The sequence below is a fragment of the Psychromonas sp. SP041 genome, from assembly GCF_000470315.2.
Lineage (GTDB): Bacteria > Pseudomonadota > Gammaproteobacteria > Enterobacterales > Psychromonadaceae > Psychromonas.
Window position 1 is genome coordinate 1 of sequence record NZ_CBRF02000030.1, and the last position, 19,147, is coordinate 19,147.

Sequence of the window (19,147 nt, forward strand, 5' to 3'; positions counted from 1 at the left end):
ACATCACAAAATAATTCCACTAAGTTATCCATCTGCCCACCTTATGTTGCTTTCAAATCGTTCTTGGTCGAAAGATCTGATCGCTAGGTGGGCATTTAGTTCAATTCCTTAAGCAGAATTGAGGTTAACTAGACTCTTTTTAATATTTCAAACAGAAAAGTCATTTAACAGGGAAACTTTCAAACTTGTAGGTAATAAAAGGGGTTTTATCTATATCAACATATAAAGTGGATAACACTTTTTTATTGTGCGCAACCCAATACATGTGACCGTGATTATTTAAGGTAACTGAAACGGTATTAATACCATTTTTAAATAACGATTGATTTATATGAATATGTTTACCATAAATCCGTTGAATTTTAATACCATTAACATAAAGATGAGCATGCCCTTCAACAAAACCAGATTTTTTATTGATACTGGCTTTCATTAATTCCATCATCGATGAAACACCCTCTGGTGGCGGTATAAGGGTATAGCGTTGTAATTGTAATGTTAGGTTATAACCAGACATTGCATCTTTTACGAGATGCAAACTCAAAGCTGGCGTCGCGATATTATCAGGAACGTTAATAGGCAGGTGAGAATGGTCCATGGCTTCTTCTTGTGCCATTACATTAAACGTATTAAAAAATAAAAAAATAAAAAGGTAAATAATCTTCATAAGGAGATTCCATTAAAACTAAACAAAAATACAAACGTATTTTATAAAAATAAAAGCGGTTAATCAGTTTATTAAATATGTGTTATTTTACTTTTTCAATACTTTGTATGGCTTTAACAGCTGAATAAGTTGATACTCCATAAGGAACAAAGTAGGTCAAGACAATCTGAAAGAGCCGACTAATGTCTAAGTCCATTAGTAACATAGCACTCCCATGATTTATTAGAGCCAGTAGTGTTCCTACGAATAAGGCGACTTTCAAGGCGGGTTTTACGACTTTTGAAGTGAGGGCTAAATCTAGAAATCGGGGAACTTGCTTCGTCATGATGGATAGTCCTAATTATTTAATATTTAGGAATAATACACAAAATATTCAAACCACATAGTTTTCTTATAATATTTATAGATTTAATAAATGAATGAAATAGATAGATAAACATACTTATATCAAAAATAATCAGTGTTTAATTTGACTAGAAAATAAAAAATTGATTTTATAAAACGAGTAGAGAGTTTAGGTTAACCAATACAACCTCCCTGCCCATTAATTATTAATAATAACTGACTAAATAACTTACTTTCGTTTGAGCCAATTAAATTAGCGCATAACCTAAACCTGCAATAAAGAAGGTAAGGATGAGTTGTACTCCAATACTTATCCCAGCAAGTACAAAGCCTGTCACTGTATTAGTTTTGAACAGCCAAGAAAAGAAAATGCCAGTAATAATGAAGGCGATAACACTAGGAAATACACCCTCACCAATAAATAATGTCGCTAATATACTTGCTATAATTGAAAGTATAACGGCGATGATACAAACACCTATTGTAGCGCCTTCAATGTTTAAAATATTGGCACTAATTTTTATGGGTATCGCTGTAAAGATAAAAAGAACAAAAAAAGCGATAAGAATAACTAAAATATCCATATTTAACCTTATTTAAAGAGATAGAAAAAATAACGTCGTATAACTAATCTGATTGTTAAGTCATTATTATCACACAAAATAAAGTGAAATATAAATCAAAAATATATTTAAAATAAAAGTATACGTTGCAGTATTGAATACCCAAATACAAATGAAGCATATAAAAAAACCGAATCATAAAGATTCGGTTTTAAAGTTATTTTTATTAAAGTAGTTTATTAATAAATAATTTTAATAAAGTGTTAAACCAGCAAATTGTAATGCACTATATCCACTCAAAGTACCAACAGGGCGTACTTCAACATTTAATTCACCTTCAAACTCAATATCTACTTTCATTCTTTTCCAAGAATAACCAGAAGACAGTTCTATCAATTCACTTTGATCATTGATGATAACCTCTATTGTAGAAGTTTCAGATGTCCAAGCTCCTGCGGAGAAGTATAGTGATGCAATATTAGTTTGAGAATCACCACTTTGCAGTTGGACAGTCATACCATTATCTTCGTTCCAACGTATAAATTTATATCCAGCGTAGCTATTACCATTTTGGTTGATAAAGTTATAAGTATTGCTATAGGTTTTGCTATCGCCATAAAAAGATAAATTTATTACGCTGGCATCTGAAAAGTCATCATTACCTTTTTGCATACTGTGCGTCATAAACTCTATATCAGTAACATCGATTGAAGTTCCAACACCTGTATCAACAGAAAGTAGTGATGCATATTGAATGACCTCTTCTGCTTCTTCAACAAGTGCATCATTAAATACAATACCCGCGAACATTAATCCACTATAACCACCTTGATTAATATCAGTGGTGATTGTAACAGGTGTGTTTCCGTCAAATGTAATATCAACAGAAATATACTGCCACGAATAACCTCTTGGCAATGTAATATATTCCTCTTTATCCCCTGCAGTAATTACAACAGACGAGGCTTCATTACTCCACACACCAGCTTGCATATATAAAGTAGCCGTTTGTGTAGCCCCGTTAGATTCCATATCGAATGATAGTTTGTTGCCACTGTTAAACCCCATGCGAGCATAACCATTAACTAACTCATTACTATCTTGTTGAAAACTAAAGTAATCACGACTATATTCTTTGACGCTTCCACTTTCAGCATAAAACTCAGCATTCTCGATGCTACTGTCACTATAAGATTCATTATAAGTTTCATCACTTTTGAATGAATACAGTTTTTTATCTCCAAGTTCGATAGTGCTTGGTTTACTAATAAACTGATGTGAAATAGAGATATATGTATATTCTGGAGTAGATGGTTTACTTCCTGTTTTAGGAGTAATGGCTTCCACTTCATCTTCACCAATAACAGCTAAACAAGATTCTTCAGATGGGCTTTCTCCAGCTTGATTATACGCAACAATACGATAACAATATGTTTCATCGATGATAACGTCAGAATCAGTATAGGTACTCGTATTGGCAGAAAGTGTTGAAATAGTTTCAAATATTTCATTTGCTAAAAGACGTTTTTCAATCATAAAACCGTCTTCATTTGAAGAACTGTCTAACCAGTTTACTTGTAAGGTTTCTGCAAATACAGGGTTACTTATTAAGACAGATGAAGTGATAATAAGTACTTTTCTTTTTACACCAATAGATTTTTTGTTCATTTTTTCCTCCACTAAATTATCACTTGTTTCTGCTATATTGCATAGATGTAAAGTGGAGGAAGATAATAGGTATCGCCTCGGTAACTCCGCTGCCATGGACATTTAACTGTCGATAGGCCGGTGGTTTTGCGTGATAAGGTTTCCCTTATTTTGCCTTTTTCTAGCTATAACATGCAAACAAATAAATGATATATTTTTTACATATAAAGATTTTTAAAATTCAACTAAATACCCCTAAAAAGGTAGTTTAGAATAAATGATTTGTAAAATGAATTGTTCAATAAATTTATGTATCAAAAATAATTCATTTAATACAATGAGTTAATAAAAAGTAATGATAAATAAAAAAACCTTGGCAACATGATGTAGATAGGGAAATCGAGTGACTTAATAAATTATTAAAGTATTTCTTACTAAAATATTTTTTACTGCTTGACTAAAATAATGAGCTATAAGCGCTATTTTTGACTTTAACGGCAGCTAAAATGAATAAAAACACAATGAATTAAGGGAAAGATCAATTATAAAAGTAAGTAACTTCCTCTTAATAAGTTTAAGAATTAAAATATATTATTAATTCATTCTAAATTAATTGTTAACAACTACCTAAATGATACACTACCTACTTATGGTTATTTAACGAGTCATTTCCTTACATAACCAGCAACATATTCCTTTTTCTAATTAGCTATGATTTAAATAGCGATGATCTAAGTACTTATATCTATAAGTGCAAAGACTCTTAATTTATTTTGTTTTATTAAGGCTGTTATGCGTTCACTTTCTATAAAAAACCGATTAATTCTTAGCATCTTACTGGCTGTTTTTGTCTCTACAAGTGTGATTTCTGTTGTCTCACAAATGAAATCGCGTGAGCTATTGCTAAGTCGATTAGAAAATTCAGAATTACCGAACTTAGTTCAACGAGTATCGCAGACCGTAGATGGTGAAATAGCAGAGATGAAAGCAATCACAAAAGCCATTGCTAATAACCCTTTTATTTATAGATTAATTGATAATAATGATTCAGATGAAACAGATCGTTTACTCACTGAATATTTAAGTGGTATAGCAAAAAATAATGCGTTAAGTAATGCATCGTACATTGAACGAGATTCTGCTAAATATTGGAATCAAGATGGGTTTCTTCGTGCGTTAAAAAATGATGATCATGATGCATGGTATTACAAATTCAAAAATAGTGGTTTAGCAGAATCAGCGAGTACTTATACTGAAAGTGATGGCACTATTAATGTTTTCGTGAATTACCAACAAATCAATGGTCGCGGATCTTCAGGTGTATCAAGAACATTTACTGACATTGCAAATTTATTACGCCAATTTAAAATAGAAGAAACAGGATTTGTTTATCTAGCTAATCAAGATGGCCTAGTGAAAGTACACAAAGATCGTGACTTTGCAGAATCTAAAAATGTAAGTGATATTTATCCTGAATTAGATAAACAAGCATTGTTTTCACAACAACCTTTTGCATTCCAGCAAGTTGGTGATTATGTGATATCAACGAGTTATATTGAAAGTTTAGATTGGTATATCATTGCTGAAGTCCCTAAATCAGAACTATATGCGCAGCTTAATCAATCGCGTAATAATATGATGATCATCTTCATTGTGATTCTTGTCATCTTTGTTGGTCTCAGTATCGTACTTGCCGATCAACTCGTATTACCGCTTAAAAAAATGGCAAGTAATTTCCGAGTATTAGGTGAAGGCGAAGGAGATCTCACGAGTAAAGTTGATGAAAATGGTGCTTATGAAATTGCGGAGTTAGCCAAGGGATTTAATGCATTTGTAGGCAATATTCGCACTGTCGTTCAAGATGTTAAGAAGACGTCTTCAAATATTAAAGAAGCATCTGAAAGTGTGTATCAAGATGCGAACATATCAAAGCTTTCACTTGATAAACAACGTGATGAAGCACACCAAGTGTCGGTTGCGATCAATGAAATGGGTAGCACTATTGCTGAAATTGCGAATAATGCAGCCGTGGCAGCACAAACAACCAATGAAGCAACGAACATGACATCGCAAGCACAAATAGTTGTTAATGAATCAACGCAAACAATCAGCCACATGGCGGAAGATATGGAACATGTTTCATCTAATATTGAGATATTAGCGAAACGTAGTGATTCAATCAGTAGCGTGCTTGATGTTATACGTGGCATTTCTGATCAAACGAATCTACTCGCACTTAATGCGGCGATTGAAGCGGCACGAGCAGGTGAATATGGTCGAGGTTTTGCAGTTGTTGCTGATGAAGTAAGAAATCTTGCGAAGAAAACCCATGATTCAACAGATGAAATTCATAAAATGATTACTGAACTTCAAGATGGTTCAAAAATGGCGGTTGATTCGGTACATAAAAGTCGTAAACAAGCGATTTTGGGGCTTGATGCAGCACAAAAAACGAATACAGCATTGAATGATATTGTTCAAAACGTCCAACATATATCAGATTTAAATACGCAAATAGCAACGGCAACAGAAGAGCAATCTGCCGTTATTAATGAAATTAATATTCATGTGGTTAATATTAGTGACCGTACGGAAGAAAGTGCTGAAGCCTCTAAGAGTATTGAATCTTCAACTGATTTATTAAAATCAATGGCATCACGTTTAGATAGTTTAGTTAATCGTTTTAAATCTTAACAGTTCAGAATCATGCCTTAAACAGGTATAAAACGAATGGTTATTGAAGTAGTAATCAGGTTAATAGAGAGGTAATGAATGACTAAGTAGCCGATTAAAACTTAACGGCTATTTTGTTAAACAGAAATCATAAAAAAGCTTTGTTAATTATCGACTTAAACTTAAACTTAATGTCGATGTCGATGTCGATGTCGATGTCGATAATATAAACAAAGCTTTTACATTGAGTACTTACTCTTACTGCTAATTAACGACTTATTCATCAATACATATTAATCAATGATTGTTCTTTTAATTCCAGTATTTTTAACAGAACTATTTACGTTTTTCAGTTAAGAATAAGAAAACACCTAATGACGTTAATAGTAATGCAGTACTTATTATAATTGCCACTGGATAATAAAGGTTGCCAGCTAAATCTAACTGGCTGTATTTAATCACCATGATCAACCCTTCCAATGCTAAAGCGACGCACACAGTGCCAATAAAACGAGGTAATGTTCCACGTAATGTTTCTATTGCATCTTTTTTATTGTCGTCCTCAGGTTCAGAATATTCTTTATGAATAATTAACGCTAATTCAAAAACGGCCAATGCGATAATCCCAGTGTTAATCCCTTTTAATAAAAGCTCAGTAAGGTCAACTTGGTTAATAATGCCATCTATAATATGTTGAAATAAAGAGAAAATAATCGCAGCCGCTAGCCCAAAAAAGATAATAGTAAGTACTTTTGAGAAGAAATTTCTCATAAATGTAGCAATCGTATTGTTCATTGTATCCTCTAATAAAACATAAAATGTAAGTTGACGTTAATATACGTAAAAAGCATTTAATAAGATCTTAATTAGTTTTTATTAAACAATGAAGAGTATTAATCAGCTCTGTACCTGGTTTGGACGAGCAAATAATAGATAGGTTCATATTAAGCGTTTAGTAAGTAGGCAGTCGCACACTATAACGACATACAATATGCTCCATAAGATTTGATGTATAAGATCCGAAGTATAGATTTTAGAGATAAAAAGAAGAGTGAAAGTAAATGATATTTTAGTCGTTTATAGAATTTGTTGACCAAGAATCGTTTATAGATGTTTATTGGCTAGGTAATCTAAAGCAGGTAGTACTTTTATTAAGACTAAATACTAAAAGCTTAAATAAATAAACTCGATAATGGTTACTTAGCTTCAATATTAATAAGTAGAAAATAGACCCTGTAAATCATAACGAGTAATAAGCGACTTTCAAACAATGTAAAACCGTTTAAAAGCAGCTTATACCAATGGAATTAAGTTAATGATAGGCAATTACACAGATTTCAGGACAGGCTCTATTATCCGCCTATCCCACCTTTGGTTAATTTAGTTGGATCTAACAACACCATCAACTCTTCTTTTGATAAATCGGTGTGTTCATCTGCAACCTCTATGATTGGACGCCCTTCTGCATAAGCAATTTTTGCAATCTTAGCCGCTTTTTCATAACCAATAACAGGGTTTAAAGCAGTCACTAAAATAGGATTTCTGGTTAATGCTTCTTTTAATTTTTGTTCATTAACAGTAAACGTTTTAATCGCTTTGTCTGCCAATAAAACACTGACATTAGCCAATAATTCAATACTAGACAGTAAATTATTAGCCACTAATGGCAACATCACATTTAATTCAAAGTTACCTGACTGACCCGCAACAGTAATCGCAGCGTCATTACCTATCACTTGTGCTCCGACCATTGCCGCAGCTTCTGCGATGACAGGGTTAACTTTACCAGGCATGATAGATGAACCCGGTTGAAGTGCTTCTAATTCTATTTCACCCAGGCCTGCTAATGGGCCAGAATTCATCCAACGTAAATCATTGGATATTTTAATGATGGACACAGCGGTTGCTTTTAATTGTCCTGACAATGAAACGGCAATATCTTGAGTACCGATATGAGTAAAAAAGTTATCTGCAGGCGTAAAATGAACACCAGTCATGGTTGATAAGTTTTGATTAAAAAGTGCAGCAAATTGTGGATCCGCATTAATACCCGTTCCCACTGCAGTTCCACCCTGAGCTAAACTTTGAATGCTCGTTTGTAATCCTTTCAAATGTACTATGTTAAGTTCTATTTGTGAAGCCCAACCATTGAGACTTTGACTTAAGCGAATTGGCATTGCATCCATTAAATGAGTTCGCCCAGTTTTAATATGATGATGGACAGTCTCTGCTTTGATACGAGTGGTGCTAGCTAATCGCTGTAATGAAGGGATTAAATGTTCATGTAATGCTAATGAAGCACTCACATGGATAGTCGTCGGTATCACATCATTACTGCTTTGACTGCAATTGATATGGTCATTCGCTCCTACTTTTTCTCGGTAGATGCCACTAGCAATGGTTGCCAACACTTCATTTGCATTCATGTTAGTGCTCGTACCTGAGCCTGTTTGATAAATATCAACCGGAAAATGTGTCATTAATTGAGGATCATTGAGCAGCTGTTTTACGGCTTGTTCGATAGCATCCCCCATTTTTGGAGGTATTTGGCCTAATGTGACATTGGTTTTTGCTGCGGCAGCTTTAATTAATAATAAGGATGTTATAAATGACTTGGGTAATTGATTACCACTGATTGGAAAGTTGTTAATTGCACGTTGTGTTTGAGCGCCATAAAGCGCTTCTGATGCGACTTCTAGCTCACCCATACTATCATGTTCAATACGCGTATTTTTCATTTTAATGGTCTCTTATGGCGATGTTTCGATAATATCGTTTTATTTCTTTTATTTCTTTTATTTCTTTTATTTCTTTTATTTCTTTTATAAGACTAAAAATGGTTCATTAAATTCAAAATGGTTCATTAAAGACAAACTGAATCAGCCTAAGTATCACAGATGGTTATTTTTAATTTAAAAATCTATAGACTATGCAATAAAGACTGATTAATCATTTTAAGCTCAGTAAACAAACCTTTAACCTGTTCTGCACTGTCTTCATCATCCACTAATCGCTGTAATGTAAATAAAGGTTTATTAATATGGTCTAAGCATTGAAGGCGCCAATGCATGGGAATACTTTGATCTGATAATGTAACCAATAACAACTCAAATTGTGCTAATAAACAGGCTCGTTGTTCAGTTTTAGTGACTAGACACTGCTCATGCTCACCATCATTGTCGATATCAGCATTAAAGTCAGTGCTGAGAAAATGTGAGAAGAGTAATGGATTATCTACTTCTTCTGCGTATCTAATCTTTCTATGAAGTGCGTCCATCTAACAGACTCCTTTATGATTAATAGCTGTCTATTAATGCATTAAAATAAGTAACTTAACGATTAATGCATAATAGATGATTTATTATTTTCACTGTAAAACAAGGCTTGTTCACAAATTTTTCGTTGTTTGTCACTTAACTGTAAACCGTTCTTCCAGTAACCCAGTGTTAATGCGGTGCGAAATTCTTTGCATATTTCATGAGGTAAATTTAAAGACAATTGTTCAAACAAACTTAACCACCCTATGCTCTTTTCCGATAATGTTTCATGTTTTATCCAGTTCAATGAATTATTAACAAAACACTAATGCAATTGATTATCATTTGCAAATGTTTTTTGGTTAATCAACTAAGCCAGAAGAGAAAGACAATAGAAGTGTGAGCGTTATAAGCATTGCATGAAACTAAAGATAGAATATCAAAAGGCATAATAAGAAGTGAAGTTGGGACAGTAGTTATAGGGTTAAAGTTGAAGTTAAGGTTAGGGTTTAAAAGATCAGTAAGAGATGAAAAAATTCCACCTCTTACATTAAAATATTATGCTTCTAATGCCATTGAAGCCATTTTCATCGTACTTTCAAAAGACTCACAGCCAGCAATAAATAAGCCGTTATGACAAAACATTGCGTCATCAATGCCAGTCACATCTTTAAGTGCTTCATCAGACAGTCCAGCCCAAGGAGCAGGTAATGACTTTCTATCTTCAAATGATCCAGGCTCAACAGGAACCGTTTGAATTCTCCATTGCCCTGTTGATGAAGGATAAACCATATACAGCGCTTCTTTAGATAAAGCGTGTACCGTTCTTTTCCAAGGAATGTATTTTTCTAACACAATCACTCTTGCGTCTTCTGCATTATCAATCGCGGCTGCCACGATTGTTTTCGCACTAATACCACCACTCGCAGAAGCAATAAATCGAGCTAATACACGTGATGCAAATTCAACGGCTTCATCAAAACAAGTATCAAAATGACTGTCTTCTTGCCAAGTAGGGTTAAACATTGAAATAGTTTGACTCAAGCTAATACCTTGAGCAACACCTTCAACATGACCGCAATCAATCGCATCGATGGTAGACACTAAACCTGAATCAATAGATTTAGCGAGGTCTTCGTTTCCTTCACAGATCTCAACACCATATTTCTGCCAAATAAGGCCGAATGATGAATACGGAATACCATTTTCACGCTGACCAGCACCGCCACGTTGATGATGATCAAAACGTCCTGCATCAGCGTCATATATTCCACCAACATCGATCACAAGATCCGCTTTATTAATCACTTCTAAATCACGTGTACGTATCAGATTAATAGAAGGAAAAATATTTTTAAGAGCTGCGATGCTAAAAACATCATCAGCATGAAAGTTACCGTTATGCGTTGCTATAGTTGTTTGAGTCATTTTTTATGTCATTTTAGAAAGAGATAAGAAGTAGTCACGAATGTTGAATTGATGGTTTTTAAATAGTTAATAAATAAAAATTACAAAGTGGATTCTATACTATGATAGCTAACAAAAACAGGCAGCATTGTTAATCAACAAAGATGCTTTAAATAAGCCGTTATTTTAATCGCTATATGAACAATGGTTTATTCAAATAGCAGTGAAAGTAAACCAGTATTCAAGCATCTTCTTATAAACCTTTATTCAATAACTTAAAACGAGATGAGCATAGCGCTTTTATCCTGTTTAAAAACGATAAATCGAGTAAGATAAGCACCTTAATTTTATCAAGGAGTTACAAATGAATATGCTGGATGAGGTAATTAAGATCCTAACGTATTACCATGGGGAAAATAACTTTAACATGAACCCTCTTGTACCACGTGAAATCGAGCATTATGCACGTGCGGTACTAGACATTCCCGATGATGAATATGTATTGGCAGCAATGCGAACCTCTTTTACTCAGTTCCATAGAGGTTTAATCATTGGTCGTGATGCGCTTTATTGGAAGAATGATCATAAAATTGAAACTACCGTTAATAAACTAACGTGGAAAGAATTAAGTGAACGTAAAAGTCAATTCCGTCCTCGCCGTAGAATTGTTGAATTAGGTGATGGCGCCGTCTTTGATAATATAGGTTCACACAACAAACCTAGTACTATCGTTAATCTACTTGATTTGTTAATCGATAAATATGAATCCCAAGAAGGCGAAAATGATGGGTTCATTTTCGATGAAGAAAGTTTAACGGATATGATACGTGCAATCCCAGAGAACAAAAAAGAAATTAAAGCAGAAAGTGCTGCTAGTTCAGCAGATGCTGAAACAGTCAGTTTTATGTCGATTATTAGCAGTTTATTGAAAAAGTTAGTAGGTAAATAGTTTAATAATTGAATAGGTAAATAGATAAATAGATAAATAGCAGTCAGATTGATTTAAAAAAGTAATTAGCTGTCGAGATAAAAAGTAATTAATGTTTCTCTAATCATTGCGTTTATTTAAAAATCCCCCTCTATTTACATAGAGGGGTTATCCTCAACAAAGTATAAGCCCACGTCAATAAGTACTTAACTTCTTTTCTAATACTGTCTTTACACTTGCTCTTCTAAATCAGAAGCTAATTGTGGTTGAGAGCGATAAGTCGCTCCAAGAAGCGCAATTAGCGTTACGGTCATCATAATTAATACAATTGGCCACAATGAATCATGGCTTAATATTGCCGCAACAGCACTAACAACAGCACCTAATATGTATTGTGTCGCTCCTAACGTTGCAGCCGCAATGCCAGCATTCTTCCCAAAGTAATGCATAAAACAGGCACTAGCGTTAGGTATAACGCCGCCAATTGTTGCAGTCGTAAGTACAAAACCTGCCACAGTAAACCATAAATTATCAGGAAAAAAGACAGTCGCAATAACTAAAACAGCAATACCAATTAACTGCACGCTTAAGAATAATGTTAATAATTGATTTGGCTCATAACGATGTAATAAATGATGATTAATTCTATTCACAATCGATACACCCAATACATTTAAAATTAATAAGCCTGAAAAGAAAGTTTCGCTCACTTGAAAATGTTCTATGTAAGCAAAAGGTGCATTGGTTAAAAATGTCATTAACACAGAGAAACAAAAGCCTTGTGCCACTAAATAGCCTAATGCCCTTTTTTCTTTAAAGACACTTAAATAACCACCGCCTTTAATGTTATTAGTCGCTTTAACGTCTTTTGGCATAATAATCACAACCGCGATTGTAACAATGACTCCCACTACGGATAATGAAGTAAAAATCCACTCCCAATTTAATGCTTTTAAAATAAGAGTTCCCACAGAAGGTGCAATAGAAGGTGCCAACATAGTGATCAGCATAATTAATGAAAACAACCGAGCTGAATCTTTGCCAACTGTATTATCACGGATAATAGCAGGCACTCCAACCACAGCAACACCACCACCGATGGCTTGAATAATTCGAACCACCCATAGCATTTCTAAAGAAGTCGCGTACGGAATAAAAAAACTAGCAATACTGAATATGACAAGTCCCAGTACAATAATCGATTTACGACCAAAGCGATCTGATAATGGCCCACCCATTAACTGCCCTATTGCTAAACCGAAAATATAAAGGCTAACCGTAATGGATACCATCGAGATATCTGTATTTAAATCTTTTGCCATCACTGGAATCGCAGATAAGTATCCATCTGTAGCAAATGGAGTTAATGCAGAAATACCCGCTAATAAAAATAATAATGGTGCTGATATATATTTGTTCATAAAACCTCTTAACTCACTTTGCATTTATCGATTAAACTGTTTGCTTATTGATTCTATTTTGCTTTCTAGAAAGCTAATAATAAGTGTATTTTACCTTTCTAGCAAGGTATATTGAATAAGTAAAAGAGGTAACCTTATGATCAAACGAACACCTGTTAGTGAAATATTAATTAAAACCAAAAATAATTGGCCCGATTCAAATGAAGGTTTATCACCTGAAATATTACGTATTCATAGAATTAGCACTTATTTACACCGTAATCTTGAACAAGTATTAAGTCATTACACTATACAGCCGGCTGAATTTTCTGTACTAGAAACACTAAGGAAAGAAGCCCAGCCGCATTGCTTAACACCCACAGAGTTATCTACTGCTATGTTGTTCAGTTCAGGCGGGTTAACTAAAGTATTAAATCGTCTCACCGAGGCTGGTTTGATCATACGTATTGATAACCCTAACGATAAACGCGGAAGACTCGTTCAATTAACAGAAACCGGTAAGCGCTTAATTGATAAAGTTATTGTCGAATTACATACTGATGAACAAAAAAGAATGTCAATATTAAGCGAAAATGAAAAAACACAATTAAATACGTTATTAGAAAAAATCATCAATGTTTGGGAGTAACTTAATGGAGCATAACTTAATGTACCTGACCTAATAAAAGTAAGTTGATGTAAAGTAAAGCAATAAAAATAAAATGATATGAGTAAATATCAACTTTAAAACCAATGAAATAAATCAAGAAGAGAGATTTATGAAAAGAATAGACTTAAGTAATACGGTGTTATTCGCAGCAGTCATTTGTCTGTTAATCGCGGCATTAATGGTATTTGGATCTTCAATTGGCTTATGGGAGCCCATTGTCGGTTTTGGTGCAAGTAGAAGCTATAACAATATATTAGGTTATATCGTCATTGTTTCGGCAACCATTTCATTAGTATTCACTCTATATGGTAAGCAATTTAAATCAGCGGTAAAGTCATTAATAGCGTTGGTATTAGGGTTAATGATCTTAGGTCCAGCGATAGCGAATATTATAAATGAACCAACACGTTATCCGCCTATTCACGATATTACGACTGATACTCAAACACCACCGCAGTTCATCTTTTTAACTGATCAACGTCCAGGTTCAAAAAATACCTTAGTGTATGGTGGCGAAGAAATTGCTCAACAACAATTAAAAGCGTTTCCTAATATTAAACCACTTATCTCTAACCTCTCTGCTGGACAGGCCTATGATAAAGCGGTAACAATTGCAAATTCAATGGGTTGGCAGATTGTCGCTAAAAACGCAGATCTATATACTCTCGAAGCAACAGCAAGAACTGCATTTTTTAATTTTGCAGATGACGTTGTTATCAGAGTATCACCCGAAGAAAGCGGTAGTCGTATTGATATTAGAAGTGTCTCTCGTATTGGACGTGGTGACAGAGGTGTTAATGCAAAACGTATTACTGAATTTACAAAAAAATTCTCTAACTAACTGCTAATTAAAATCTAATTACATACAAAAATGGTTACGCTAACCGTGGCCATTTATCTCATGTAATTAAAATAATTACCTAAACCATAAAACAGCGAAGATAATATTCATTTAATCATCATGTTAATAACTGACCTCATCTCTGGATAAGCAAAGCGATACAACACCGCTATGTCCGCAGATTTCTACGTTAAATTATCTATCAATAATTCGCCTTGAACTACGTAAAACTAACCGCTATCTATAATAAAAAATATAACTTTATGGTTTTAAATATAATTCCACTTTCATTAATCAGAATTGAGGTTAACTATAGTTGTGATGGCTCTTACTTAACTTGTAGAAAGTCACCTTTTACATAGTCATCTTCGCTATATAACACCATATAGCGCATCGATCATTCTTATATTATTAAACATTTATTTTTATCGCATTAATCAATATAAACAATCTGATATAATCCAGTTAAGATCAATATAAAACTTAAACTCATTAAAATAAATTATTTTTATCACAGGAAAAATTATGTTCAAAAAACTTATGATCGTAACAACAGTAACTATGTTGACAGCTTGTAGCGTAATAAAAGATTACGTAAAACAACCGGATGTTAACTATAAGTCATTTGCGATTGGTGAAGTGTCGATGGACCGTATTGAGCTTAACCCGACATTTAATATTGTAAACGGTAATGCATTTTCGTTACCGATAAATAGCGTGACTTATGAACTTTCATTAAACGATGAAAAGATGTTAGATGGTGAAACTGATGCCATTGGTACATTACCTGCAAATGGAAACAAAGATGTTAGTCTGTCACTTGCTTTAACAAAAGAAACATTAACATCTTTACAGCAGCTTTTATTTAAAGAAAGAAAACTAGATTATCAGATTAAAGGTAATGTAAATTCATTAGGTATAGCGATTCCTTTTGAACGTTCTGCAACCATCTATATCCCAGAAGTTTCAATTGCCGATCTTAAGGTTGTAAACGCAAGCTTTAGCCAATTAGATATTATATTAAGTGTGGATGTTGATAATCAAAATGATTTCAGTTTGCCGTTAGATGATGTTAATTACTCTGTGTCTTCGAAAGGTAGTGAGTTATTTAAAGGCGCATTAAGTAGCCAAAAAATAACGAAAGGTAAAAGTAACCTTCAATTACCATTAACTATTAAACCAAGTGATATGTTCAGTAATGTCTTCGCATTATTGTTGAGCCCTGAGTTACCATTACACTTTGAAATTACATCACCGTTGTTTACAAAGTCTTATGATCAAACAATTAACTTATCGTCATTTATTCGTTAAGTAACAAAATAACCAGAGAGTGTCGATATTGCAGCTCTCTGGTTATATAGTTGTATGGTGATGGCAGTATGAAATCACTAAACCGACTAAACATAGCTTATCAACCTACCTCTCGCTCAAACGAACATCTACTAACAACGATAAAACATCTAGCAGATTCAGGTATCCCATTCTTTGCTTCATAAAGGGAACCACCATTAAAGCATTAACCTCATTTAGTTAAATCTTCGACAGATGATTAACAGAGTGAATCTTCGAAAGGCCTCAACTTACATCTTGAAATAAATCATTTTTCTGCGCAGATTTAGATCACTTATTTAATATAATTGGTATTAATTGAGTTAATAAATAATAAGAACAACATAAAGTATAAAGTATGAAGTATGAAGTATGAAGTATGAAGTATGAACGTTAAGTTTCACGCGCACTTATGTTAAGAGTAAAAAGCTCAACTCAGTTAGAATAAAATCATAAATTAAGCTGGTGCTTAACTTAAGATGTTAATGAAAAATAAACCCTTTCACCCGAAAAAATAAAGCGGTTGTTTATTATGATAGCTATAGTCATGCCAATGGTCATAGCAATAAACAGTAACATCAGTCAGCTTGCACAAAAGAGCCATATAATGCCAGGCTTCATGGCTAACGTTCAGCGTTATACTCTATGACCTATACCTTAATTTTCATTATATTGATTTAGTAAATTTAGGTGGGTTTAGAAGCCAAGGCGTTAACTCACTAGCAGGCTTAGGTCGGCTGATGAAATACCCTTGTGCTAATTCACAATTGTATTGAGCTAACCATAATAATGAGAACTCATCCTCAATACCTTCTGCAACGACTTTAAGCCCCATGTTATGTGCTAAATCAATAGTAGATCGAACAATAATTTGATCATCAATATCATGTTCAAGGCGTTGAATAAATGATTTATCTATTTTTAACTCATGGACCGGTAGTTGCTTAAGTTGTGCTAATGAAGAGTAGCCTGTTCCATAATCATCAATGGAAATTCTAAAACCGTAGTCTTTAAATTTACCTAATAATTTTATAGCAGATTTAGGGTCATCTACAACAGAACTTTCTGTTACTTCGAGTGTGATTTGTTGTGGTTTAATGTTTTGAATTGTCATCATTTTACAAACAAATTCATAAAAATCAGGTTCTTTTAAATTCTCAGCAGAAATATTAACAGAAATATTAATATCAAGACCTAATTTATTCCATTCAGTACATTGCATCAATGCCGCGACAAATACCCAACGAGTTAGCCCTTCTATCTGCCCTGTTTTCTCTGCAATGGGTATAAAATTATCTGGTGGAATCATACCAAGTGTTGGATGTGTCCAACGCACTAATGCTTCTACATGCATTACTTTTAATGAATATAAACATAACTTAGGCTGGAAATGAAGTTCAAATTGGTTGCAAGGAATCGCTTGTCTTAAATCGTTAATCAAATTTAATCGTTCAACTGAATTAATGTCTAAATTAGGCTGATAGACTTGAATTAGACTGCCGTTGTTTCGCGTATGATGTAAGGCAGTATCTGCCATTTGCACTAATCGAGTGACATCTGAAGTATGTTCTGGATAGAAAGCAATACCCATTCTCACTTGTAGTTGAAGACTAATACCTTGAAAGCAAAACACATCTTCTAACGCTTTATTAACTTGAGCACTAACCCCATTAATTTCCATTGTATCCAAAATTAATATAAATTCATCAGCGCCTAAATGTACTAATAATTGAACATGCTGCTGTTGAGATATAGCCTGTAAACGAATAGCGAGAGTTTGAATCACAAGATCACCTACATCGTAACCCAATGTTGCATTAACATCTTTCAAACGGCTTAAGTTTAAATGCACCATCATAAAGTGCTCATTTTTCAATTCAGACAACACTTCATTGAGTCTATGTCTATTAGGTAAATCGGTTAGAAGATCGTGATTAGCAAGACGAATAATCGCTTCTTCACGCTGTGCAAGAGCGAGTTGCATATGATTAAATTCATTAGCAAGCTGCCCTATTTCATTCTTCTCTGTGAACGTAATCTTTTGTTCGAAATGGCCTGCCGCAATCTTTTTTGCATGAGCGACTAACCTGTTAATTGGTTTACTGATAGAAGCAGCAATTAAATAAGCACCAGATAATGAAGCAAAAAGTGTTAATGCTGCCAACAACAAAATCTGTAACCATTGCTCTTCTAGTAAGGAGACAATATTCTCACGTAAACTATACATATAAACCCCTAACTCTCTCTTATTAAACTGAGAGATAGTGGTATACGTTGCAATATATTGCTCAGGGGTAATATTTTGATTAACTAGCTTAGCTAATACTAGTTTTTCTTTATTACTCATTTTAACATTTTGTTTTGAAGAAGCCGTGAGCGTAAATTCACCCTGTTCTTTTAAAATGAAATCAGTTTGTAAATGAGTAATACTTTTAAATTCATTTGCTAATGCCTGATTAACTTCAAAACCAAAAGCCAACCAGCCAACATTTTTGGAGCCCGATTTAATCGGTGAGATACTGATCTGATAAAGCACATTATCGATAATATATATCTGAGATTGTTGACTAGAGGTTAGCCAGCTTGGATAACGAAATTGAAGACCTAATTCATGCCCTGCTTGAATAGTACTTCTATTAGCAGATTCGATTATTTCAGGTGAAGGTGTTGAATGTATAAAATGTCGCTGTAATTGACCAGTAATAACACCATCAACAGAAATCGCCATTGCAAGATCGGTATTAATACGTTGTCTATTATTATTCAAAGAAAGTAATAAATGTCGAATATCTTCGTTATCAAATACTTTTTTTACACCATGATCATTTGCTGCAATATGAGTAAAAGCTGACAAATAGGCTAAACGTCGATCAAATAACTCAGTAAAAATAGTTATTCCCATGGTTAAACGGTTTTTAATTTCAGCATCTTCTTGATTTTTATTGGCGTGGTATAACGTCCAAAATGCAATTCCCTGAACCATTAATAATATAGAAACAAATAACAAAAATATTTTGTTTTTAAGACTCTTCATTATGTATTTATTTCCATATATTTATATCGTGTTAACAACCGAATGCTCAGATTTGGACTTTATTATTTCTTTACCCACCTCTTAAATTTACTTATTAAAGAATATTTAAAAAGGCTAAGACGGATTAAGTTGTATTAATAATCATCATCTTAGTTTGTTTTATACACATATAAAGAGCAGTAAATTCAGTCTATACTAATTAATTAACAATCAATAGAGGCCAACATGTGGCCTTTGTCATATTGGATATAAATCCAACTTATAAATTATATATATTTGACATTAAATATAATTGTAAAAATTACCTATATTATCAAAATGTTATTTACTTCCTTCAACTCTAAATGAAAGTAATGATTAACAATTTGCTTTTAATCATACTCTTA

16 protein-coding genes and 1 riboswitch are annotated in these 19,147 nt (G+C 33.5%); of the genes, 5 read left to right on the top strand and 11 right to left on the bottom strand.

Going from position 1 to position 19,147, the window contains the following annotated elements; translation table 11 throughout:
- Positions 1-160 precede the first annotated feature (160 nt).
- The 4 genes from SP041_RS15290 to SP041_RS15305 all read right to left on the bottom strand — a co-directional run bounded on the left by SP041_RS15290 (position 161) and on the right by SP041_RS15305 (position 3,243).
- Complete coding sequence (locus tag SP041_RS15290) at positions 161-667, bottom strand: hypothetical protein (RefSeq protein WP_137297907.1); 507 nt, start codon at positions 665-667, stop codon at positions 161-163.
- Positions 668-749: 82 nt separating this feature from the next.
- Complete coding sequence (gene nrtS, locus SP041_RS15295) at positions 750-992, bottom strand: nitrate/nitrite transporter NrtS (RefSeq protein ID WP_137297908.1); 243 nt, start codon at positions 990-992, stop codon at positions 750-752.
- 268 nt (positions 993-1,260) lie between these two features.
- The gene (locus SP041_RS15300) at positions 1,261-1,596 is read right to left on the bottom strand and encodes a hypothetical protein (protein WP_137297909.1); all 336 of its coding nucleotides are present in this window, start codon (positions 1,594-1,596) and stop codon (positions 1,261-1,263) included.
- Between the two features lie 231 nt (positions 1,597-1,827).
- Positions 1,828-3,243, bottom strand: coding sequence for a fibronectin type III domain-containing protein (locus tag SP041_RS15305; RefSeq protein WP_137297910.1), 1,416 nt, complete (start codon positions 3,241-3,243; stop codon positions 1,828-1,830).
- Between the two features lie 76 nt (positions 3,244-3,319).
- Positions 3,320-3,408, bottom strand: a riboswitch (cyclic di-GMP riboswitch).
- Positions 3,409-4,014: 606 nt separating this feature from the next.
- On the opposite strand from SP041_RS15305, the gene SP041_RS15310 reads away from it, so the two are divergent.
- Positions 4,015-5,916 (top strand): methyl-accepting chemotaxis protein, encoded by a 1,902-nt coding sequence (locus SP041_RS15310; protein ID WP_137297911.1) that lies wholly within the window; start codon positions 4,015-4,017, stop codon positions 5,914-5,916.
- A 315-nt stretch (positions 5,917-6,231) separates the two neighbouring features.
- On the opposite strand, the gene SP041_RS15315 is transcribed toward SP041_RS15310, so the two are convergent.
- From SP041_RS15315 to SP041_RS15335, 5 genes are all read right to left on the bottom strand, one after another.
- Positions 6,232-6,690, bottom strand: coding sequence for a hypothetical protein (locus SP041_RS15315; RefSeq protein ID WP_137297912.1), 459 nt, complete (start codon positions 6,688-6,690; stop codon positions 6,232-6,234).
- 557 nt (positions 6,691-7,247) lie between these two features.
- A complete protein-coding gene (locus tag SP041_RS15320; RefSeq protein WP_137297913.1) occupies positions 7,248-8,633 on the bottom strand; it encodes a class II fumarate hydratase in 1,386 nt (461 codons plus the stop codon).
- A gap of 182 nt (positions 8,634-8,815) precedes the next feature.
- A complete protein-coding gene (locus SP041_RS15325) occupies positions 8,816-9,172 on the bottom strand; it encodes a hypothetical protein (RefSeq protein ID WP_137297914.1) in 357 nt (118 codons plus the stop codon).
- Between the two features lie 62 nt (positions 9,173-9,234).
- Positions 9,235-9,405, bottom strand: a complete 171-nt coding sequence (locus tag SP041_RS15330; protein ID WP_137297915.1) for a DUF1315 family protein — start codon at positions 9,403-9,405, stop codon at positions 9,235-9,237.
- Between the two features lie 305 nt (positions 9,406-9,710).
- Positions 9,711-10,580 carry an MYG1 family protein gene (locus tag SP041_RS15335; protein WP_137297916.1) on the bottom strand — a complete coding sequence of 290 codons (870 nt, stop codon included), beginning with the start codon at positions 10,578-10,580 and terminating at the stop codon, positions 9,711-9,713.
- 343 nt (positions 10,581-10,923) lie between these two features.
- On the opposite strand from SP041_RS15335, the gene SP041_RS15340 reads away from it, so the two are divergent.
- The gene (locus tag SP041_RS15340) at positions 10,924-11,508 is read left to right on the top strand and encodes a hypothetical protein (RefSeq protein WP_025564394.1); all 585 of its coding nucleotides are present in this window, start codon (positions 10,924-10,926) and stop codon (positions 11,506-11,508) included.
- 209 nt (positions 11,509-11,717) lie between these two features.
- Here the strand turns inward: SP041_RS15340 and SP041_RS15345 are convergent, their stop codons facing one another.
- Positions 11,718-12,908, bottom strand: a complete 1,191-nt coding sequence (locus tag SP041_RS15345) for a multidrug effflux MFS transporter (RefSeq protein ID WP_025564392.1) — start codon at positions 12,906-12,908, stop codon at positions 11,718-11,720.
- A gap of 136 nt (positions 12,909-13,044) precedes the next feature.
- On the opposite strand from SP041_RS15345, the gene SP041_RS15350 reads away from it, so the two are divergent.
- The 3 genes from SP041_RS15350 to SP041_RS15360 all read left to right on the top strand — a co-directional run bounded on the left by SP041_RS15350 (position 13,045) and on the right by SP041_RS15360 (position 15,709).
- On the top strand, positions 13,045-13,536 hold the full coding sequence (locus SP041_RS15350) for a MarR family transcriptional regulator (RefSeq protein WP_025564390.1): 492 nt from the start codon (positions 13,045-13,047) through the stop codon (positions 13,534-13,536).
- 130 nt (positions 13,537-13,666) lie between these two features.
- Complete coding sequence (locus SP041_RS15355; protein WP_025564389.1) at positions 13,667-14,398, top strand: DUF1499 domain-containing protein; 732 nt, start codon at positions 13,667-13,669, stop codon at positions 14,396-14,398.
- A gap of 525 nt (positions 14,399-14,923) precedes the next feature.
- A complete protein-coding gene (locus SP041_RS15360) occupies positions 14,924-15,709 on the top strand; it encodes an LEA type 2 family protein (RefSeq protein ID WP_025564387.1) in 786 nt (261 codons plus the stop codon).
- Positions 15,710-16,394: 685 nt separating this feature from the next.
- Here the strand turns inward: SP041_RS15360 and SP041_RS15365 are convergent.
- Entirely contained in the window at positions 16,395-18,761 is a 2,367-nt protein-coding gene (locus SP041_RS15365) for an EAL domain-containing protein (protein ID WP_025564385.1), read from the bottom strand.
- Positions 18,762-19,147: the final 386 nt, after the last annotated feature.